At 72.2% G+C, this 21,498-nt stretch carries 15 protein-coding genes; 6 read left to right on the forward strand and 9 right to left on the reverse strand.

Annotated features, from left to right (window positions below; all coding sequences use genetic code 11):
* Nucleotides 1-31 precede the first annotated feature (31 nt).
* The gene (locus KGQ19_RS24645; RefSeq protein ID WP_212012137.1) at nucleotides 32-610 is read left to right on the forward strand and encodes a CocE/NonD family hydrolase; all 579 of its coding nucleotides are present in this window, start codon (nucleotides 32-34) and stop codon (nucleotides 608-610) included.
* Here the strand turns inward: KGQ19_RS24645 and KGQ19_RS24650 are convergent.
* The 8 genes from KGQ19_RS24650 to KGQ19_RS24685 all read right to left on the reverse strand — a co-directional run bounded on the left by KGQ19_RS24650 (nucleotide 584) and on the right by KGQ19_RS24685 (nucleotide 11,565).
* Nucleotides 584-3,748, reverse strand: coding sequence for an AfsR/SARP family transcriptional regulator (locus KGQ19_RS24650; RefSeq protein ID WP_230419348.1), 3,165 nt, complete (start codon nucleotides 3,746-3,748; stop codon nucleotides 584-586). The genes KGQ19_RS24645 and KGQ19_RS24650 overlap by 27 nt on opposite strands.
* Before the next feature lie 159 nt (nucleotides 3,749-3,907).
* Nucleotides 3,908-4,750, reverse strand: coding sequence for an SDR family NAD(P)-dependent oxidoreductase (locus KGQ19_RS24655; RefSeq protein WP_212012141.1), 843 nt, complete (start codon nucleotides 4,748-4,750; stop codon nucleotides 3,908-3,910).
* Nucleotides 4,747-5,907, reverse strand: a complete 1,161-nt coding sequence (locus tag KGQ19_RS24660; RefSeq protein ID WP_438801876.1) for a 3-oxoacyl-ACP synthase III family protein — start codon at nucleotides 5,905-5,907, stop codon at nucleotides 4,747-4,749. Before KGQ19_RS24660 ends, KGQ19_RS24655 begins: the two co-directional genes overlap by 4 nt.
* Entirely contained in the window at nucleotides 5,907-7,889 is a 1,983-nt protein-coding gene (locus KGQ19_RS24665; RefSeq protein WP_212012145.1) for an acyl-CoA dehydrogenase, read from the reverse strand. Before KGQ19_RS24665 ends, KGQ19_RS24660 begins: the two co-directional genes overlap by 1 nt.
* Nucleotides 7,880-8,854: an acyltransferase domain-containing protein gene (locus KGQ19_RS24670; RefSeq protein WP_212012147.1), complete on the reverse strand. Its 975-nt coding sequence runs from the start codon at nucleotides 8,852-8,854 to the stop codon at nucleotides 7,880-7,882. Before KGQ19_RS24670 ends, KGQ19_RS24665 begins: the two co-directional genes overlap by 10 nt.
* 86 nt (nucleotides 8,855-8,940) lie before the next feature.
* Entirely contained in the window at nucleotides 8,941-9,990 is a 1,050-nt protein-coding gene (locus KGQ19_RS24675) for an acyltransferase domain-containing protein (RefSeq protein WP_212012149.1), read from the reverse strand.
* Nucleotides 9,987-11,252, reverse strand: a complete 1,266-nt coding sequence (locus tag KGQ19_RS24680) for a beta-ketoacyl-[acyl-carrier-protein] synthase family protein (protein ID WP_230419342.1) — start codon at nucleotides 11,250-11,252, stop codon at nucleotides 9,987-9,989. Before KGQ19_RS24680 ends, KGQ19_RS24675 begins: the two co-directional genes overlap by 4 nt.
* Nucleotides 11,253-11,322: 70 nt before the next feature.
* Complete coding sequence (locus KGQ19_RS24685) at nucleotides 11,323-11,565, reverse strand: acyl carrier protein (RefSeq protein ID WP_212012153.1); 243 nt, start codon at nucleotides 11,563-11,565, stop codon at nucleotides 11,323-11,325.
* A 363-nt stretch (nucleotides 11,566-11,928) separates the two neighbouring features.
* On the opposite strand from KGQ19_RS24685, the gene KGQ19_RS24690 reads away from it, so the two are divergent.
* Nucleotides 11,929-13,293 carry an NsdA family TPR-like regulatory protein gene (locus KGQ19_RS24690; RefSeq protein ID WP_212012155.1) on the forward strand — a complete coding sequence of 455 codons (1,365 nt, stop codon included), beginning with the start codon at nucleotides 11,929-11,931 and terminating at the stop codon, nucleotides 13,291-13,293.
* Nucleotides 13,294-13,426: 133 nt separating this feature from the next.
* Here the strand turns inward: KGQ19_RS24690 and KGQ19_RS24695 are convergent, their stop codons facing one another.
* Nucleotides 13,427-14,773 (reverse strand): hypothetical protein, encoded by a 1,347-nt coding sequence (locus KGQ19_RS24695; RefSeq protein ID WP_212012157.1) that lies wholly within the window; start codon nucleotides 14,771-14,773, stop codon nucleotides 13,427-13,429.
* 414 nt (nucleotides 14,774-15,187) lie between these two features.
* Here KGQ19_RS24695 and KGQ19_RS24700 point away from each other — a divergent pair, with 414 nt between their 5' ends.
* The 4 genes from KGQ19_RS24700 to KGQ19_RS24715 all read left to right on the forward strand — a co-directional run.
* Nucleotides 15,188-17,206, forward strand: a complete 2,019-nt coding sequence (locus KGQ19_RS24700) for a flavin monoamine oxidase family protein (protein ID WP_212012159.1) — start codon at nucleotides 15,188-15,190, stop codon at nucleotides 17,204-17,206.
* Nucleotides 17,207-17,324: 118 nt separating this feature from the next.
* Nucleotides 17,325-18,107 carry a bestrophin-like domain gene (locus KGQ19_RS24705; RefSeq protein WP_212012161.1) on the forward strand — a complete coding sequence of 261 codons (783 nt, stop codon included), beginning with the start codon at nucleotides 17,325-17,327 and terminating at the stop codon, nucleotides 18,105-18,107.
* A 1,398-nt stretch (nucleotides 18,108-19,505) separates the two neighbouring features.
* Nucleotides 19,506-19,961, forward strand: a complete 456-nt coding sequence (locus tag KGQ19_RS24710) for a zinc metalloprotease (RefSeq protein WP_212012163.1) — start codon at nucleotides 19,506-19,508, stop codon at nucleotides 19,959-19,961.
* Between the two features lie 596 nt (nucleotides 19,962-20,557).
* The coding region (locus KGQ19_RS24715) for a DUF4331 family protein (RefSeq protein WP_212012165.1) at nucleotides 20,558-21,498 on the forward strand (941 nt) is incomplete at its 3' end.

A 21,498-nucleotide genomic window follows, 5' to 3' on the forward strand; every position in this document is an offset into this window, starting at 1 on the left:
GCTTGCCAGCGGGTCCGCCGAGAGTCTGATCATGACGAACCGGCACCGGCCGCAGTACCGGCAGCACCGCTACTACCTGCTCAGCCAGGGCCGCGCCAACACCTACAGAGGGGACGGCGCACTCAACGCTTCCGAACCGATGCAGGCCGCGGTGGACCGGTTCGACTACGACCCGTTCACCGCGGTGCCCACGATCGACCTCCTCGACCAGCGTCCGGTCGAGGTCCGGGAAGACGTCCTGTGTTACACGAGCCCGGCGCTGACCGAGCCGGTCCACATCGCCGGCGCCGTCGAACTGGTCGTCTTCGTCACCTCATCCATCCCCGACGGCGGGATCACCGGGAAACTGGTCGATGTCGGCCCCGACGACAGCGCCCGCTTCATCACCGACGGGATCGCCCGGGTCCCGCGCGCCCGCGAGCTCCACGAGCTGCACATCGACCTCGGCGCGGCGACCGCGCTGTTCGCGTCCGGGCACCGGATCCGGCTGGACGTCAGCGGCGGTAGCGTCCCCAAGTACGCCGAGCCGGGCGAACTCCCGGCCGTGAACCGGATCCACCACGGCCCCCGGACGCCCTCTCGGCTACTGCTGCCCGTCGCCGAGCACTGATCGCATCGCGGCGATCACCTCCTCGTAGGCCATCGCCACGCCGCGTTCGTGAGCCTGCTGGTACGCCGGGACACCCAACGTCGCGGCCGTACGATCGCGCGCACCGGCGATCTCGGGACCGCGAACCAGCCCCGGCCCCATGAGCGCGACCTCCGCACCGAACAGGACCGCCGCTTCCTCGGCCCGGCCCGCCGCCTCCAGCGTCACCGCCGCGCCCAGCACCACCACGGTCAGGATCGGGATGTCCCGCAACGCGCCGAGCGCGTCCAACGCCAGCCGGTGCTGGACGAGGCCGGCGCCCGGATCCCCCGAAGCGGTGAGGGCGCGGCCATAGCCGGCCCGAGCCCAGGCGACATCCTGCGGAACGGTGAGCCGGCCCCGCTCCATCGCCTCCAGCCCCTCGGCGTACGCCGGCCAAGCTGCCGCGAAGTCGCCTCGGCGGCGCGCGATGTCGGCCTCGGCGAGCTGGATCTGGGCGTTCCACTCCGGTGGCACCCCGGCCGCGGCGATCTCCTTGGCCCGGGCCACGTCGCGGACCGCGCCGTCGACATCCTCGGCGATCAGCCGCTCATGGGCCAGGCGCATCAGGGCGGCGACGATCTCCTCCGGACTGAGCCAGTCCGCGATGAGCTGACCCGCCTCGGCGATCAACGGCGACGCGGCGGCGATGCCCTGCGTGATCGCGGCGTGCCGGAACCGCAGCAGCAGCGCCTGACTCAGGCCCCACCGCTCGCCCAGCGCACGGAACCCGGCGACGGCCGCCTGCAGATCGGGCCCGGCCAGATCAGGCCGGGCCAGCATGATGCGCAGGTTGCCCCGCATCATGCGACCGGCCGCCGCCAGCCACGGATCGGGCGCGGCCACACAGCCGTCGAGCCACCGCAAGGCCCGATCCCGGTCGCCGGCCATGGCGGTCAGCATCGCCCCGGACACCTCCAGCATCGGATGCACCGGCCCCTCGGCCCGCGCCAGGGCCAGCAGGTCCTGGAACCGCGCCGCCATCTCGGCCAGCCGCTCCGGCTCGGCGGTGACCGCCGAGAAATCGGTCGGATGGACGAAGGTGGCGAGGTGGGTGGCGAACACCGACGCCGCGTAGGCGCGCGCCGCGCCCGCCGGAACCTGCTCGGCGGCCGAGGCGATCGCCTGCCCGGCCCACTGGTAGGCCTCCAGCCGATGGCCGCGCAGCCACCAGAACCAGACCAGCGCTCCGCACAATCGCAGCGCGACCTCCGCCTCGCCCTGGTCGATGGCCCATCGCAGGGCTGTGACCAGGTTGTCGTGCTCGGCCCCGAACAGCTCGATCGACTCCAGCTGGGAGTCGGAGAACAACATCGGGACGGCGCGTTCGGCGGTCTGGAGGAAGTAGCGCGCGTGCTCCCGGGCGGCGGTCTGCTCCTGGCCGGCCTCGGCCAGACGCTCCTGCACGAACGCGCGGATCGTCTCCAGCATCCGGTACCGGTCGGCGCCGTCGACCTCCAGCAGAGACTTGTCGACGAGCGCGGGCAGGACGTCGAGGGCTTCGTCCCCGAACATCGCCTCGGCCGCGTCCAGACTCGCCCCGCCGGAGAACACAGCCAGCCGGCACAGCAGCCGGCGTTCCCGCTCCGACAGCAGTCCCCAGCTCCAGTCCACCACCGCGCGCAGCGTCTGGTGCCGGGGCAGCGCGGTGCGGCTGCCGCCGGTCAGCAGGCGGAACCGGTCGTCCAGCCGCTCGGCTATCTTCTGCGGGGTCAGCGCGCGCGAGCGGGCGGCGGCCAGCTCGATCGCCAGCGGCGCCCCGTCGAGCCGGGAACAGATCGCGACCACCGCGGCGACGTTGTCGTCGTCCACCGCGAACCCCGGCCGGACGGCCGCCGCGCGGTCGGCGAACAGCCGCACCGAGGCGTAGCCGAGCGCTTGGGTGGCGTCGGCGCCGGGAGGCGAACTCGCCAGCGGCGGCACCGGGCACAACACCTCGCCGTCGATCCCCAGCGGCTCGCGGCTGGTGGCCAGCACCCGCAGCCGCGGGCAGCGGACGAGCAGGTCCTCGACCAGGCGCGCGGTGGCGTCGATCACGTGCTCGCAGTTGTCGACGACCAGCAGCGTCGGCTCTCCGGACAGCACCTCGGCGACCCGCTCGGCCGCGTCCCGGCCGTCCGCGTCGCGGATCGCGAACACCTTCAAGAACGCGAACGGCACCCCCGAAGCGTCCCCGACCGGTGCCAGCTCGATCTGCCACACCCCGCCCGGCCAGCGCTCCAGCGAGCCCAGCGCCGTCTCCTCGGCCAAGCGGGTCTTACCCGCCCCGCCGGCACCGACCACCGTCACCAGGCGGGAGGGGGCCAGCCGCCGGGTCAGCGCCTCGACCTCACCTCGCCGCCCGACGAAACTGGTCAGCCTGGCCTGGATATTGGTGACCGCGGCCGGCCGAGGCCGCGGCGCCTTCTCCTCCAGCGATTCCAGATGCGCCTGAGCCAGCGGCGCCGAAGGCCCGACCCCCAGCTGCTCGGCGAGTTCCCGTCGGGTGCGCTCGAAGACCGCCAGCGCCTCGGACCGCCGGTCGTCCGCGTGCAGCGCCCGCATCAACAGCGTGGCCACCCGCTCCCGCAGCGGATCGGCGGCGAGCTCGGCCGCCAACTCCTCGACGACCCGGCCGGGACGGCCCAGCGCGAGGTAGCACTGCGCCCGGTCCAGCACGGCATCCAGCCGCCGCTCGGCCAGCTGCGCGACGGCATGCTCGGCGAACGGCATCCCGGCCACGTCGGCCAACGCCGGCCCCCGCCACAGACCCAGCGCCTCGTCCAGGCTCTGCGCTGCCAGATCCGGCCTGGACGCCAGCAGCGCGCCGCCCTCGTCGGCGAGCCGCAGGAAGCAGGAGGCGTCCACGTCGGCGGGATCGACGTCCAGCAGGTAGCCGGTGGAACGGGCCACGACCAGCGCCGGCCCGACCGCCGTCCGCAGCCGCTTGACCAGCGTCTGCAGCGCGTTCGCGGCGTTGCCCGGAAGATCGCGCCCCCACAACCCGTCGACCAGCCGGTCCACGCCGACCACCCGCCCCGGCTCCGAGGCCAGCAACGCCAGCACCGCCCGAACCCGCGGACCACCGAGGTTGACCGGCTCGCCGTTGTCGGCCACGGCCTGTACCGGCCCGAGAATCATGAAACGCACGCCCTCATGATGCCTGGCGCCGCCGCGGACCGGGACAGCCGCTGTGCTCGGTGCCGGATCCCAGGCGTCGAGATCAGGATGCCGGCGCCGCCGGTACCGGGACAGTGCCGGCGGCGCCAGTGGGACTACACCGACTCCTCAGGCTCACACTCACACCGCGGCGAACGGGGACGCGGGCTTGGGGATCCCCGCCAGGCCGCCGTCCGGAACGGCGAGGCCGCCGTCGATGACGAGCGCGTGGCCGGTGACGAACGAGGAGGCCGGTGAGGCCAGGAACACCGCGGCCGGTGCGATCTCCGACGCCTCGGCCCAGCGGCCCATCGGGACGTGGCTCATCAGCCAGTCCGACAGCGGTCCGGTGCCGCTGGCGAAGGCTGTCATGTCGGTGCGCGTCCATCCCGGACACAGGGCGTTGACCCGGATGCCCTGGCGCGCCCACCCCACGGCCAGGCTGCGCATGAGGGAGAGCTGTGCGGCCTTGGAGGCCGCGTAGGCGTCCAGCATGGGGGTGCCGACGAGCCCGGCGACGGAGGACATCAGGACCAGGCTCGCGCGGTCGGATTCGGCCAGGTGGGGATGGGCGGCCCGGCAGATCGCGGCGGTGGCGTTGAGGTTGGTTCCCAGGACGGAGTCCCAGTCCTCTTGGCGGGTCGCCTGAAGCGGCAGCAGCAGCGGGGCCCCGTCGTCGGTCGTCGGAAGCGTGCCGGCGTTGTGGACCACGATGTCCAGGCCCCCGAGGGCGGCGGCGGCGTGGTCGACGACGTCCGCCGCGGTTCCGGCGACGGCGAGGTCGCCGGCGACGGCGATCGCCTTGCCGCCGCGGTCCTCGACAGCGCGGACGGTCTGCTCCAGAGCCGCGGAGGTGCGCGCGGACACGGCGATGTCGGCGCCGGCCTCGGCGAGGGCCTCGGCGACGGCTTTGCCGATGCCGCGCGAGGCGCCGGTCACCAGGGCGCGCGCACCGTCGAGACGGAACTGGTCGAATGTGTTCATGAGGATGGCCCTTCGGGGTCGGCTTCGGGTTGGGCTTCGGGACCGGACACGGATGGTGCGGACACGGATGGTGCGGACACAGACGCTGTGGGGACGGACGGCGCGGGCCCGGATTCGGTGCGGCCGCCCCAGGTCAGCAACGCGCTTCCCCAGGTAAGGCCGGCGCCGAAGACGGTGATCAGGACGCGGTCGCCGGGGTTGAGCGGTCGGAGCGCCACCGCTTTCGCCAGCGCGTAGGGGGCGCTGGCGGCGCCGATGTTCCCGACGCCGTCGCCGACGATGACCAAGCGGTCGTCGGGGATGCCGGCGTCCCGGCCGATCCGGCGGACCAGGACCGGGTTGGGCTGGTGGCAGATCAGGCAGTCGATGTCGGCGATCGTCAGGCCGTTGCGGTCCAGGGCGTCCTTCACCAGGCGCGGGAAAGTGTCGGCGATGAACCGGCTCACGGCGCGTCCGTCCATGTGGATCCGGTGGCCGCCGCCTTCGACGGTCGCCGGGCTGGCCGGGTCGCGGCTGCCGCCGGCCGGGATGAGGACGCGGTCGGCCAGCGTGCCGTCGGAGCCGAATTCGAAGGCGCTGAAGCCGTGCCGGTCCTCGACCGGCCCCAGGACCGTCGCGGCGGCTCCGTCGGCGAACAGGACGGCGGTGCCCCGGTCGGCGGGGTCGATGAACTTCGAGTAGGCCTCGACGCCGACCACCGCGGCGTAGCCGGGGCGCCGGCCGGTGGGCGGCCGGTCGTCGTGCAGTCGGTCGTTGCGCAGCCAGTCGTGGGCCACCTTGACCCCGAACAGCCATCCGGAGCAGGCGGCGCTGACATCCAGGGCCACGGCGTTTCCCGCGCCGAGCAGGGCCTGGACCCGGCATGCGGTGGACGGCCCGAGCTCGTCCGGGGTCGAGGTCGCACAGATCAGGAGACTGATATCGCGCACGTCGATCCCGGCGTCGGCCGCGGCGTGGCGCACGGCTGCGGCGGCCAGGTCGGAAGCGGCCTGTTCGGGGCCGGCGAAGTGGCGGGTGTGGATGCCGGTGCGTTCGCCGATCCACTGCGCTGAGACACCGGCCGCGGCGGCGATGTCGTCGTTCGTGCGGACCAGCGCGGGCAGGTAGGTGCCCGTGCCGATGACGCCGAGGCGTCCGGTGGCGGGGACTTCGGTGATCACGCGTCTCCTCCGTGGTGCCAGCCGACCGAGTCGGCCAGGGCCTGGTTGTAGTCCGATGCGCCCAGCGGTGCCCGGACGATCTCGTCGGGGTAGGCGAAGGCTTCCTCGAGCAGGGGAACGTCGGGCATCAGCTCGTCGCACAGCTGGTCGATCCGCCGGGTCAGGCCCTGGAAATCGTCGGGGGCCAGCGTCCCGGCGGTGAGCAGCGGGCCGGACCATCTGCGGGCGGCGAGCAGCCCGGACAGCCGGGCCAGACGTTCGGCGACGGCTCGCAGCCCCGGATCGCGGATCCGCGCCACGACGCGCGCCACGTCCTCGGCGGCCAGCCGCAGGGCGTGGATCTCGCCGAGTTCGCCGGCCAGTCCCAGTTGCGGATTCCAGGTCTCGAAGTCAGTCCTCTGATTTCCCGTGCCAGGTTGTTCTCCCGTGCCGGACTGCTTTCCCGCGCCTGACCCGGTCGCCCGCCGCAGGTCCCGCGCGAGCCGCTGCTCATGGGCCGCGGCCACCGACCCCCACCAGCCGGTCTCCCCCTTGGGCCGGGTCGGCGGTGCGTCGGGCCGGTCAGGCCCGTCCCCACCGGACAGCGCGGTGCCCAGGTCGTAGAAGATGAGTTGGCTGTCGCCGCCGGCAGCTTCGAAGGCGTGGTGGAATCCGTGGTAGCCGGCCAGCCGGTTGGCGTCGAGGTGCCCGGAGAAGCCGCAGTGCAGCTGGCAGTCGGCGGTGACACGGGCCGCGGTGCGCACCGCGAGAGCCTTGTAGGCGGCCAGCGGACGGCTGACCGCGGCCCAGGGGCTGAAGGTCATCGCGCCGTCCGCCTCGTCGGCCGCCGCCTCCTGCCCGGCCGCCGCCTTTTGCCCGGCCAGCGCCTCCTGCTCGGCGAGCGACTGTTGCCAGAGGGCCCGGGCCCGGTGCGCGACGCAGGTCAGGACGAAGGCGTCGGCGAGCGCTCCGAACACCGCGTGCTGCTGGGTGCGGTATTGGAGCAGCGTGGTTCCGGGGGCGAGCCGGCCCTGCGTGGTGCGTTGCCGCGCGTAGCGCAGGGCCAGCACCGCCGACTGGCGGCACACGGCCGCCGCGACGGCCGGCAGCGTGGCCCACAACCCCTGCCCGACGCACAGCGTGCGCTGCATGCGCCGGTCGGTCGACCCCAGCGGGTCGTGGAAGACGCCGTCCTCGGAGATGTCGGCACTGTCCCGCAACCAGCGCTCGTAGGGCAGCCGGAGCTGCTGGAAGCGGATCTGGGCATAGTCCAGGGGGACGGCGCTCAGCTCTAAGGGGGCTGACATGTGGATGCCGGGCAGCGGCCCGTCCTGGTCGGTGAGGTCCACCACGAACGGGAAGACCCCGCGGTCCGTACCGGCGACGAACAGGCGGGCCAGTACGACGGCGGTGTGCACGACCCCGTTCGCGGCGGACACCTCGGAGAACTTCGCCGCCTCCGGATCCGGGGTGTGCAGGACGAATGCGCGGGCGCGCGGGTCGTACTCGGCCCGGGTCCGGACCGACAGGTGGCTGTTGGACCGGCCGACCTCGGTGATCAGATAGGCGCCCACGGTCCGGCCCGACTCCAGGGCCTCGAACTGCGCCTTGAGCGGGGCGTGGTCGGGCGCCAGATGCACCATCGACCCCAGGCACAGCAAGTGGTGGGTGATCGCGACCATGCACAGCGCGGGCTCGGCGACCGCCACCCAGGCGTGGAACTCGGCCAGTCGGGCGGGTTCGGCGAACATCTGCCGGGTGCCCGGCGCCGCCTCGCCCAGGCGGCGCATCTGCCGGGCGATGTGCCGGGCCCGGTCGTCGGGGTCGGGCCGGACCGGGGCGGGCTCCGCGGCGAGGGCCCTGTGGAGCGCGGCGCGGAAGTCCGGATCGCAGGGTCCGTGGATGAGCTCGTCGAGTTCGTCGCGGGCCGAAGGCGTCGGGGTCGGGGACGTCGGGGTCGGGAACGTCGGGTCCGGGGATATCGGAGTGCTCACGGACATGGCGGACCTCCAGGTTGGGAGATGCGTTCGGGTTGGCCGGCGAGCCAGGGGAAGCCGGTTCCGTCCAGCGGCGCGTGGACCGCCGTCGTCGTGCCGGTCAGCACGCGCTGTGCGTTGCGGGACAGCGCGCTCCCCGGGCCGCTTTCGAGGAAGACCGCTGGAGCGTGCCGCCGCGCGGCCTGGCGTAGGACCTCCGGCAGGCGGGCCGGACGGATCAGACAGTCCGCCAGCCGACCGGGGATGTCGTCCCCACCGGTGTAGGGCCGGCCGGCGACAGCGGAGTAGACAGGCCGGCCGGCCGCTTTCGTGCCGTAGTGGCGCACGGCGGCGGCGAAGCGTTCCGCGGCGGCGCCGAGCGCCGGATGGTGCGAGGCGAACGGAAGGCGCAGCCGGGCGGCGGGCACGGCCCGCTCTCCGGCGCACGCCTCGACGGCGGCCAGTTGCTCCAACGGACCGCTCACCACGGTCTCCCGCTCGTCGTTGACACAGGCCACTGCGACGTCCGGGGCCCCGGCCAGTTCGAGCAGCGCGCCGGCGGTCTGCTCCGAACACGCCAGGAGCGTGAGGCCCCCTGGGCAGTCCGCCAGGACGCGGGCCAGGTCGTGGGCGATGCGGGCGCCGTCGGCGACCGAGAACACGCCGACGGCGGTCAGCGCGGCGATCTCGCCGAAGCTGACGCCGACCGTGGCCTCCGGTGCGCCGTGGCAACGGCACAGAGCCCGGTGGACGGCCATCGACGCGCCGAACAGTGCGAGCTGGACGCTTCCCGTCGGCGCCTCAGCGAGGTCTCTTCCGCTCGGCGGTGCGCTGCCCAGCAGCCACGGGCCCAGGCGCGGCAGCCCGCGTCCGACGGCGACCGGGTCGATCTCGTCGAACACCTCGCCCACGGCGCGGCTCAACGTGTCCACGGCCCGGACGGCCCGGACCAGTGAGCTGACCGCGAAATCTCCCTGGCCCGCGAACATGTGGACCGTCGGCCAAGGGGTCCGAACTTCAGCCTCAGACCTCTGACCCGGGCCCGGGCCGGGGACCACGGACCGGTCGAGCGGTGTCATGAGAACCGCCCGGTGTCGGCCGCCCGGCGATAGGACTGGGACGGGGCGCGCCGCCGGTCGGGTTCGGACGGCTGGCACCGCGGGCGCTCAGCCTCCGGCCGCGTCTTCGGTGGCGCGTTCGGGTCCTGGGCCAGCGGGGTGTGCACCGAGGCCGTCGGAGCGGTCGCCCTGACCAGGTGCCCGAGCCCCGGTCGGGGCCCCGCCTCGAGGAATTCGCCGGTGCCCGCCCGCTGCAACCGGGTGATGGCGGCGGTGAAGGGGACGGGGCGCACCAGGTGGTTCACCACGGCTTCGCGATACTCGGCCGCGCCGTCGTAGGCGCGGTCCAGGGTCGGCGAGTAGACAGGACGGACTGGTTCGTGGAAGCGCACCTCCGCCGCGATCCGGCGCACATCGCCGGCGACCGGCGAAAGTCGGGCGTGGTGGAACAGAGTCGTGGTGGCCAGGCGGTGCACCGTGACCGAGGCCCGCCTGGCCCGCACGGCGAAGTCGTCCACCGCCCGGGCCGGACCGGACACCACCGTCTGAGTGGGGCTGTTGACGCACGCCACTTCGATGTCCGCCGTTCCCGCCTCCACGATCAGATCCCGGACCCGCCACGCGGGCAGGCGCAAGGTCAGCAGCCCCCCGGGTCCGACCCCGTGGGCCGCTCGGGCCCGCTCGCCGGCGATCAGCAGGATCGCCCCGTCGAACCTGCTGATGACGCCGGTGGCCGCCAGCGCGGACACTTCTCCGATGCTGTGCCCCACGACGGTGTGAACGAGTCGGCGGTAGGCGTTGCACAAGAGCGCGCAGTAGGCCACGCCCTGGGCGTAGACGGCCAGTTGGTGCGCCGCCTGATGGGCGCCCGCCAGGTCATGAGCGGCCGGCGCCTCGGCGTCCAGCAACAGCTCCGACGGTGCCGGTATCTGCTCGCCCCAGGTCAGCGCGGCCCGGTCCACGGCGCTCAGAGTCCTGACGACGACCGGCACGTGCCGGTACCGGGCCAGGCTGCCGGGCACGTAGGACCCGATGCCGGGGACCAGGACAGCGGTACGGTCGTTCATGATCCGCCTCCCTCGCCGATCGGCTCCCGGCGGCGCAGGACGAGCGCCACGTTGTGGCCGCCGAAGCCGAGCGACTCGTTGACCGCCGCGAGCGGACCGTCCGGCAGCCTCCGGGGCTCCCCGGCGATGACGTCCAGACCCAGCGCGCCGTCGATGTCGTCGGCATTGGCGCAGTGCGGAGCCAGCCGGTGCAGCAGGGACAGGGCGGTGATGACGGTCTCGACGGCACCTGCCGCCCCCATCAGGTGTCCCAGCCCGGATTTGGGAGCGCAGACCGGTACGCGCGCGGTCCGGTCGCCGAAGACGGTGCGCAGGGCGGCGGCTTCGGCCGCGTCCCCCTGCGGGGTCGACGTCGCGTGCGCGTTGACCAGATCGATGTCCGCCGGATCCAGCCGGGCCTCGTGCAGAGCCGCTTGGATCGCCGAGGCCAGCCCGGCCCCGTCGGCGCGCGGCTGCGCGATGTGGTGGCTGTCCGTGGTGACCCCGCTCCCGGCCACCTCGCAGTACACCCGGGCTCCCCGTTCCCGGGCGGAGTCAGCGTCCTCCAACACCATCATCCCGGCGCCTTCACCGAGCACGAAGCCGTCCCGTGACACCCCGAACGGCCGTGACGCGCCGGCCGGGTCGTCGTGGCGCCGGGACAAGGCGCGCATCGCGGCGAACGCCGCGAGTGTCAGGGCATTGACGTTCGCGTCCGTTCCGCCCACCAAGACCGCTTTCGCCCGGCCGGCCCGGATCAGCCGGGCCCCGATCGCCACCGCCTCGGCGCCGCTCGCGCAGGCGCTCGCGGCGGTCTGCACCGGGGCCCGGGCCCCGAGGTCCAGTCCGACCTGGACCGCTGCGCAGTCCGCGATGAACATCGGGACCGCGAACGGTGAGACCGCGGTCGGCCCGCCCAGGCGCAGGGCGTCGTAGGCGGCGAGCATCGCGCTCTGCGCCCCGAAAGCCGTCCCGACGACGACGCCGAGATCCTCGGGCGCGACAGCGGCCCGGGCCCCGGCGGCCGCCGGTCCGAGGCCGGAGTCGCGCCAGGCCTCACGCGCGGCGAGCACCGCGAACCGGGCCGAGCGGTCCAGCCGGTCGAAGGATCGGCCCAGTTGCGCGCCGGACGGCTTCGCGGCGCATCTGGCGGCCAGGCGGGAAGGCAGCTTCTCGGCCCATTCCTCGTCGAGGATCGCCGGGGCGCGCAGCCCGGTCAGCAGCGCGGACCAGGTGTCCCCGGCGCTCTGTCCGAGCGGTGTGTAGGCGCCCAGGCCTGTCATCACCACGGAGGGTCGGGCGGCGAGCGGCCGTCCGTGTGCCCGCGTCCGCGTCCGCGGCGAAGCTTTCAGGTCACCGGTGCGCATGGGCGTAGGTCACGATCTCGCCGACCGAGACGATGGCCGCGACGTCGTCGTCCGGGAACCGCATGCCGAGCCGCTCCGCGAGGACGTCCCAGAGCTCGACCAAGGTCAGCGAGTCCAGGGCCAGCTCGTCGCGCAGCGACTTCTCCGCGCTGATCTGCTCGACCGGTATCTCCGCCAACTCCGCGACGACCTCGGCGACGATCGGGTAGAACTCGGTGTTCACACTCATTTTCCGTCTGTGCCTTTCTCTGTTACTGAATATTCGTATTCCTTCGGGCGCCCGGCTATGCCCCGATGTCTTCGGGGGAGTCATCCGGAAGCCCCGGCCCCGTGGGCGGCATCCCCGCCCACGCGGCGCTACGTCCCACCAAGCACGACGTCCGGGGGTGGCGCGAAGAAGCGAACGGGATTCGAGTTGTTGAAAGATGGAACGGCGTTGAACGGCGTCCGCCGGCGCCTTGGCGGATATTGTCCGAACCGCGTTCAGTGCCCAGAATCTAAGTAGCTCGAAGGAGTGCGCCCGGAATCCCCGGCCGTGTCACCGTTCCCGACACGGAACCGAGGACGGGACCCACGCCGAGGTGAGGCCCACATGACGAACACACGCCCGCCGAACCAACGTCTGCGGGCACTGCTGGCCGAGGCCGGGTGGACCGGACAGGACCTGGCTCGCGGGGTCAACCGCGCGGGCACCGAGGCCGGGCGGAAGCTGAGCTATGACCGCACATCGGTGGCACACTGGTTGGCGGGGGTCCGGCCGCGCGGTCCTGTACAAGCCCTGATCCGCGAAGTGCTGGCCCGTCGGCTCAGCCGTCCGCTGAGCAACGCAGAGATCGGATTCCCCGCGGGGCCGCTCGCCGGTCGTCCGGGTGCCGGCGGTGCGCAGGACGACCTGTGGGAGGTCGATTCGGTGGCAGAGCTCACAGCGTTGGCCGGCTCCGGCGCGGATCGCCGCAGACTGTTGTCCGGAACGGGCTATTCCCTCGCCGCGCTCGTGGTCCCCAGATGGGCGCAGGCCGTCGGCCGGGGCACCATCCCGGTCGACGCGCAGGCGGTGGCCGGGACCGAACACGCGGAGACGGCCGAGGCCCTGGCCCGGGTGTTCGCGCAGGGGGACTCGGCTTTCGGCGGGGGGCACGGCCGCGAGGCCCTCGCCCGCTATCTGGCCTCAGACCTCGCGCCACGCCTGCATGCCCGAATGGCCCCGCGACTGCGCCGCCGGCTGTTCGCCGTCGCCGGACAACTCGCGTACCTGTGCGCGTTCATGTGCTTCGACGAGGAGCTGCACGGCGAAGCGCAACGCTTCTATCGGGTCTCGCTCCGGCTGGCCACCGAAGCCGGCGGCCGGCGCGCCTACGCCGTCACCCTGCGGGCGATGTCGGTCCAGGCCAGGGCCCTGGGACACCACCAGGAAGCGATCGACCTGGCGGAGAACGCAGCCGCCTCCGGTACCGCCGTGGCCCCGCTGAGCAGGGCGTTCCTCCTCGGCCAGCTCGCGGTCGCGCACGCCGCCGGCCGCGACACCCCGCACGCGCTCACCTGTCTCAGGAACGCCGAGCGCCTCGTGGACCAGGCCACCTCCGAGAACGGCAGTCCGCTCATCGGCGCGTACCACCTTGGATCGCTGGCCCACCAGGAGGCCGCCGTACGCTCGCTTCTGGGCGACCGGGCCGGCGCTGTCGCGGCGTTGCAACAGTCACTACGGCTGCGTCCGGCGACGGAACGCCGGTCCCGAGCCATCACTTCAGCGCGACTGGCCGAACTCCAACTGTCGTCCGGGCACATGGAGGAAGCCACCGCGACCTGGCACCGGTTCCTGGACGACTACCCTCGGCTGGTCTCGCTGCGAGCCACCACCGCCCTGTTCGAGATGCGGACCCGGCTGCGGCCCCACAGCGGCAATCCCGCCGTGCGCCCGCTCCTGGAACGCGCCGCCGTCGCCGCGGCCGGCCACTGACAGACGGGAGGTTGCCGCGCGCGAGCAGTCAGACGGCGCTCGTTCATCGCGGCGACGGCGGTTCATCGTGGCGGCGACCGTCGTCACCGCCCCGGATCGGCTGTCACTGGACCGGCTGTCACCGGACCCGCTGTCACCACCCCGGATCGGCCGACACGGACGCGGCCAGGCTCCTGCCGCCGCCGTCCGCGGCCTCGCCGTAGCCCGCTTGCGTTTGAGTGCTTCGCCGAGCCACCGTGAGCGGCCCCAGCCCGGACAGCACCTCGGCGAAATCGGTGAGCAGTTCCGGCGGCGCCGATCGGGTCACAGCGACCCCGACAGTGGCGACGGAGGCAAGGTGCTCGGGCCGCAGATCGGCGACGCCGCTGAGGACGTGGACGGTCGCGCCGGTCTCGGACGCCATTGCCGACACCTCCCGGCAGTCCGCCTCCTCGGGGGTCCCGAGGACGAACATCGCATCGCTGGCCGCGGCCACCGACCCGACCGTCTCGGCACGATCAGAGGCGGCGTAGCACAAGACCTCGTGGCGATGCCCGCGGAGCCGGGGATAGCGCTCACGCACCGCCGCGACCAGCACCGCCGCCTTCTCGACCGGAAAGCCGGGGACCACGACGAAGGACAACCGGCGGGGATCGGCGGCCAACGCCTCCGCGTCCGCCCGGTCCTGGACCATCGCGACGCGGTCCGGGGCCTGATCGACCAGCGTCGCGGTCACCGCCAGGTCCGATCCGCCGATCAACGCCACCGTGTCACCCCGGCCGGCGTACTCACGGACGTTCGCGCAGGCCCGGGCCACCAGCGGACACGTGGCGTCGGCCACCGTCAGGCCCCGGGCCGCCGCGTGGGCGGCCGTGGCCAGCCTCACCCCGTGCGCCGGGAAGACCACAGTCGTCCCCTCCGCCACCTGGTCGAGTTCGTCGACGACCCGCAGATCCGGCACCCGCGGTGTGCCCGGCGCCCGCCGCACGGCGACCGGCCCGCCGACCACGGCCACCGGACCCGCCGCCGATCGCACCGCCTCGTGGATCACCGCCTCCGCCCGCCGGCTGCCCGGGCAGGAGCCGTCCACATCCGCGACCAGCAGGCGGCGCGTCCGCAGCACCGCCGCCCAATCGTCGATCACCGACTCGGCGGCGTCCAGCCCGCTGGAGTCCGCGGCGGCCACCGAGACGCCGAAGCCGGTCGCGGGCAGTTCATCGTGCAGATAGGACACCGCCACCACCACTTCACCGTCCGGCGGCAGCCCGGCGCCGGGGCCGTGACCGACCGGGGAGCCGACAGCGAGATCCGCACCGGCCGAAACCGGCGCGGAGCGCACCGGCACACCACGCCGGCTGAACGATTCGGCCAGCAACGGAGCCGCCGCGCACCGCACCCGCCCGCGCCCCGGCCAGGTGAACCCGGTCGCGACCACCACCTCCCCGGGAAAGGCGCCCGTCGCGCCACCGACCAGCCTGGACCGCAGAAGACTCCTGTTCATGCCGTCCCTCCGCATCGCTTATCCACCTGTGGATACTCCGGAACCAGCATTTGGCACTCCGGTAGGGCTGTCCACTCGACAAACGGGTCTTACGCGCAGCTCGCGCGCAGCTCATGTGACCGACGACTGCGAGCAGCCTTTGGTGCGGCGGTGCGGCGGTGCGGCGGTGCGGCGAGCCGGACGCCGGCGATGTCGGGCTCTCCCGACCGATGTGCGCGTTCCGGCGGGTTGTGTTAGGCCGAAGTCCGGCTCCGGCAAGCTCTTCGTGACGGCTGCGCGGCCCGGACAGGGCCTCGTCGTCGAGGGTGCTGTCACGGTCCTTAGAAAGTACAAACTACGCTCTTCCGCCGAATCGTTCTCGGGTGTCCGGCGTGTCGCGGATCCTTCGGGCGAGCAGGTCGCGATGGTTCAGACATGACGGAATCATCACCTTCGCTGGGATCGCGGCGGTCGTTCCTGGCGAGCGCGCTGGCTGCCGGTGCCGCGGCGCCACTTCTCTCCGGCGCGCCTGCCGCCGCTGCCACGGCGGCGCCGACGACGGTTCCCGCGCAACCGCGCACCGGTCTGCCCACGGCCGGGGCCCGCGACGAGGCCCGCTGGCAGACCTGCCTCGGTGTGGCCCGGCAGCTGCTGCTCGTCGGCCCGAAGGACGAGGACCTGAAGCTGGCCTATCTGCGTACCCTGATCGATGAGGGCCTGCCGAAGACGACCCGGCCGAAGAACGTGCTCGTGATCGGCGCCGGCATCTCCGGCATCGTCTCCGCGCTGCTGCTGAAGGGCGCGGGCCACAACGTCACGGTCCTGGAGGCGAACGGCAACCGGATCGGGGGCCGTATCAAGACCTTCCGGCGCGGCCCGGAAAGCGCGCGGGCGCCGTTCAGCGACCCGGAGCTGCACGCCGAGGCCGGTGCCATGCGCATCCCGGACACGCACGTGCTGACCCTGGCGCTGATGGACAAGCTGAAGCTCAAGCGGCAGCCGTTCTACGACGTGGACATCGTGCCCGGGACCGGCCACCCGGACGCGCCGCCGCCGGCCGTGAGCTACACCGCGTTCACCGGCGAGACCTGGACCAACGGTCCCGGCGGTACCGGCTACACCGCGCCGGACAAGGCCTCGAACACCTGGATCTGGGCCAACGGCGTGCGGGCGCGCTACGCCGAGTACGCCGCCGACCCGCGGGCCGTCAACCGCGGCTTCGGCATGTCGCCCGACGTGCTGGACGAGACCACGCACAACCAGCTCACCGCGATCCTGGCGCCGGTCTACGACTACTACTCGGTGCAGTCCGGGAGCGGCCGGAAGAACATGCCGTTCGAGCAGTGGGTGCAGGGCTGGGCCCAGCTCATCTACGACTTCGACGGCTACTCGATGGGCCGGTTCCTGACCGAGCACGCCCAGCTGACCGACGGCACTTTGGAGGGCATCGGGACGATCGAGAACGAGACGTCCCGGCTGCCGCTCGGCTTCATCCACAGCTTCCTGGACTTCTCGGACATCGCGCCGGGCACGAGCTACTGGGAGCTGACCGGCGGTACCGCGACCCTGCCGTACGCGCTGGCCCCCGGCGTCGCCGACGTCCTGAAGATGAACCGGCGGGTCGTCGAGCTCGAGTACTACGACCCGACGCAGGACTGCAGGGACTGCACGCACGTCGGCGCGAACGGCCCCAAGGTATGGGTGCGCACCGTGCGGGAGAGCGGGAGTGAGGACGTGCCCGGTGCCGAGGTGCCCGGGTCGTCCGAGGAGTTCACCGCCGACGTCGCGATCGTCACGGTGCCCTTCTCCTCGCTGCGCCACGTGCAGATCTCGCCGCTGATGTCGTACCGCAAGCGCCGCGCCGTCATCGAGCTGCACTACGACGCGGCCACCAAGGTGCTGCTGGAGTTCAACCGGCGGTGGTGGGAGTTCACCGAGGACGATTGGAAGCGCGAGCTCGACGCGATCCGGCCCGGCCTGTACGACCAGTACCAGGCGGCCGGCGGACCACCGGCCGCCAACGTGGTCGGCGGCGGCTCGGTGACGGACAACCCGAACCGGTTCATCTACCACCCCTCGCACCAGATCGGCGAGAGCCGGGGCGGCGTGGTGCTGGCCGCTTACACGTGGGCCGACGATGCGGTGCGCTGGGACTCGCTGGAGGAGCAGGAGCGATACTCGTACGCGCTGCGCGGCATGCAGGAGGTCTACGGCCGGCGCATCGAAGCGTTCTACACCGGCCACGGCAAGACACAGAGCTGGGTCCGCAACCGGTACGCCTGCGGCGAGGCCGCGATCCTGGCCCCGGACCAGCTGACCCAGCTGCATCCGGCGATCGGCACACCGGAGGGCCCGCTGCACTTCGCCGGCGAGCACACCTCGCTGAAGCACGCGTGGATCGAGGGCGCGCTGGAATCGGCGGTACGCACGGCACTCGAGGTCAATGCCCTGTGATGAGCTCGCGCTCTGTCCCTTGCGCCAAGGCCCGGTCGCGGTCGGTACGAGGAGAAGTCGGCCGACCGCGACCGGGGCTCAGTGGCGAACGGGGCCGGCTGCGAACCCGGTGCGCGTCATGCTGATCGTCTGGCCCGTCCTGTCCATCCTCGCCGGGGCGGTCGTCGCCGTCGGACTCACCGCGGTGCTCGGCCGTACCCAGCGGGCCAAGGACGGGTCGTTCAACCCGCAGGCGCTGTCGGTCATCGGCAGCACACTGCTGTCGTCGTTCATCCTGGTCACGGCGTTCCTGATCGCCGGCTCCTGGTCCACATACACCACCGACCGGCAGCACGTCTATGACGAGGCGCGCAGCACCACCGTCGCCTACTGGCTCGCCGGCAAGCTGCCCGCCGACGACGCCAAGCACGTGCAGAACGGCCTGACCACGTACGTGGACGATGTCGTCAACTACGAGTGGCCGTTGATGAGCCGGCAGCAAGTCAGCACCTCGGCCTGGACCACGCTCGACGGCCTGCGCGGATTCGTCGCCGCGATCCACCCCGCGGACGACGCCGGCGCCAAGGCGCAGTCCGACGTGGCCACTTCGCTGGACGACATCTACTCCAAACGCTCGATCCGCACCGCCGACGTGCACTACACGATGCCGAGCATCATGTACGTGGCCCTGATCGTCGCCGCGCTCCTGCTGATCGCCTTCCCGCTGCTGGTCGGCCTGACCACGAACGCCCGCAACGTGGCGATGCTCGCCGGCGTCGGCGCCACGGTAGGGCTCGGCATCTACATCGCCATCGCCCTCGCGCATCCCTACTCGCAGCCGCTGGAGATCTCGCCCACCGCGTTCAAGCTGGCCCTGCAGCGGTTCGGGCAGATCACGTCGACGTCGCCGCCGACGCTGTGAGGCCCCCCGCGATCAGGGGTGCTTCCGGCTCGCCGCGGCCGTGGAAGGCCATCTCGGCGTACCGGCGTGGGGGCGTACCGGCATAGAGGTGCCGTATCGCATGCGTTACGCGGGATCGGCACGCCTCTCAAAACCGCCGCTTCTCGGTGGGCTTGTCGTTGAGGCGCGGACACCGCGGGCCGCGCCCGCGTGCAGGCGGTTTCCGAGCCGGCAGGGCTGTCTGAAACGACGATTCTCGCCGCAATCTGCCGCGCTGACTGAGCCACAAGCTCGACTTCCCGATGCCGCGGCGCGTGAATCGGACACCGAGGCCGGATACTACCGCTGTGCACGCTTTCCGGCTTTTAGCAGCTTTTGGTCTCAGCCTCCTGCCGCTGGCCCTCACCAGTCCCGGCCCGGCTGCCGCCGGCGGTGGTTTCGGCATGACCCTCACGGCGGTGATGGATGGCCAAGACCACGGCATCGCGGTCGGCACGGTCCACACCGTGCGGGTGTCCCTGGCCGACGTTCCCGGCGAGGCGTCGCTGAGGGACATCACGATTTCCGTGACCGAAGCCGACGCAGCCTCGTCTCCGGTCTCATGCGACGCCGGACCGGACGGTGCCATGTCCCTGGAACCGCACGGCTCGCTGCGCTGCACCGCGCGCATCGTGGCAGAAGCCGGTCCGAGGACGGTCAATGTGGAAGCAGTCGCCTTTGTTCCGGGGGAGGTGACACCGATCCTGCGTTCAACACTGCTGCACTACGCCGGGGTGCTTCCCCCATCGCCACCGCCGGTCCGCAAACCTGCCACGCACATCGTCCCGCCCGCGCCGCCGCAAGCCACAGCACACCCGCCGCCGACAGGCGCGGTGCCTGGTGTGCCTGACGTTCCCCAGCCCGCATCACCGGCCGCGCCATATCGCGCCGGCTCACCCGTCGCCGCTCGTCGCGTTGCCGTCCTCCCGGACGGTCCCGGTGGCCAGGTGCCGATCCCGGCTCTTCCGATCACGGTGCCCGAAGCCGCGGGTCTGGGTCTGGGTCCGGATCTAGGCCCAGGTCCAGGTCCAGGTCCAGGCGGCGAGCTGGACTCCCGGTTCCCGCTGCTTGGAAGACCGGCGATGGGAGACCGGACAGGATCGCTGGCCCTGCGCCGCCCGGTTCTCGCACCTCCGGCGAAGAAGCCGTCGCCTTCGCCTCTGGCGGTGGAGGTGCCTCCGTCTGACCTCGCTCCGCAGCCCGACCAGCAGGACTCCGGCTTCGACTGGATGCTTGAAGCCTTACTCGTTCTGATGATTCCGGCAGTCCTGGCCGCGGCCGCCGTGGTCGGCGCTGGAAGCGGCAACGACAGGGGGACTGGTAGGCCAGGAGACTGAAACGGGCCGGGGCGGTCTGGGCGGCGATAGCATCGGCACCGGCGTGGGGTCCTTCGTGCAGAACCCGACACCGGCCAGCGGCACGCACATGTTCTTGCTGATGATCGCCTCCTACGTTTCCAACCTCACCCTCGGACGCGAGCTGGGCCACAACCAGGGGCTGGACCACGACTGGGCGACCGAGCCGGAACCAGGGACCTACCCCTACGCCCACGGCTGGATGGCGCCGAGCAAGCAGTGGCGCACGATCATGGCCTATGACGGCGGCTGCAACGGCTGCGAGCGGATCAACCACCACTCCGACGCCGACGCGACCTACAAGGGCGGGCCTTTGGGCGCGTCGGATTCCACACGCCCGAATACGCGCCCGCACCCGGGACGTGAGCTGGCGTTCACCGGTATGCCCGTCCCACTGGTCGAGACCTCCCTGCTCGCGGGTCCGGCCATGACGGTCGGCGGCGCGCTCGTGATCCGGCTGCGCCGCAGAGTCCGCGAATAGGACTCCGCAACGGTGGGCAGCCCATATTCGAGTCATGAGGCGCCGGGTCCCATTCGCGCAAGACCCCCGTCCCGACCAGCCCCAAGCCCGCGACCGCGCTGACCGCGCACATCAACGCTCTCGTGGAGATGCCCGCCCTCGACGCCGACCAGGAGGCCGTCTTCGCCCGGCGCGGTGGCACTGAGCCCCGACGTCGTTCTGGCCGTTCGGATCGTTCTGGCCGGGGTGACTTGCCCGCCACCACGGGAGGAGCTGGGCGATGGGGGATCCGCAGGGGTGACTTGCTGGGCGCCTGCCGTCCCCGCGAGCGAGACCGCCATCAACGCACCGATGACCGCCGCGGCCAACCAGCCGCCAATTGTCTTGCGGTACATCATGGCCGGACCCGCACACCCGCCCGGGAGGGCCGACTCTTCGCGCGGCGAGTTCTCGGACATCGCTATAGGGCTACTCGCCCCACAGCCGCCCGGCAGACACGCCGCGGCGTCCCGGATGCGGCGGCAGCCGTCGGGGCGGAGACTGGCAGCGGGGGAGGACTCGCGGGGAACGGCGCGCCAAGCGTCGCTCCCGACCCGTCGCGATCACCCGGAGTGAGCATGTCCCACCATCTCAGCGCCCCGAACCTGCGTTATCCGCGCGATGATGCCCGGCTGGACCTGACCGACACCTTCGTGTTCCCCGCAGCCGAGCCCGGACGCACCGTTTTCATCCAGGACTCCCACCCCTACGCACCCTCGGACAGCACCGGATTCCACCCGGACGCCGTGTACCGGATCAACGTCGACACCAACGGCGACGCCGTAGCCGACGTCGCCTTCAGCTTCGTCTTCAGCCCCACCGACGACGGCGGCCAGACTTTCACGCTCTACCACGCCGTCGGCGCCGACGCCGCCGCCCACGAGGCCGCCGGCGAGGTGCTGGCCCGCGACGTGCCGGTCAGCCTCGACGGCTCGTCACGGTACACCGAGGCCGACGGCTACCGCGTCTTCGCCGGCCTGCGCAGCGACCCGTTCTTCATCGACCTGGAAGGCATCGTCAACAACTTCCAGTTCACCGGCAAGGACGCGTTCGGCAACGCCAACGTGCACGGCATCGCTCTCGAAGTCCCCGATGAAACGCTGGGCACTGAGAAGGTCGGCGTCTGGAGCCGGATCAGCCTGAAGGAGGACGGGACGCTGCGCTCAGTCGAACGCGGCGCGCACCCCTCGGTCATCGCCTTCCTGGTCCCCGACGAGATCAAGGAGGCCTACAACGCCGGCGAGCCCGCCGACGACCGCGCGAACTACCTGCAGACGTTCATCGCAGAACTCGCCCACACCGGCAAATACGAGCCCCAGGCAGCCGAGACCACCCTGGCCACCATCGTGCCGGACATCCTGGCCTACGACCGCACCGACCCCGTGGCCTACCCCAACGGCCGAGCCCTCACCGACGACGGCATCAGCGCCCGCCTGGCCATGGTCTCCAACGGCGCCATCCCCGGCGACGGCCTGACCCCCCACACCGACCTCCTGCCCGCCTTCCCCTACCTGGGTGC

Source organism: Catenulispora pinistramenti (genome assembly GCF_018274385.1).
Classification (GTDB): Bacteria; Actinomycetota; Actinomycetes; order Streptomycetales; family Catenulisporaceae; genus Catenulispora; species Catenulispora pinistramenti.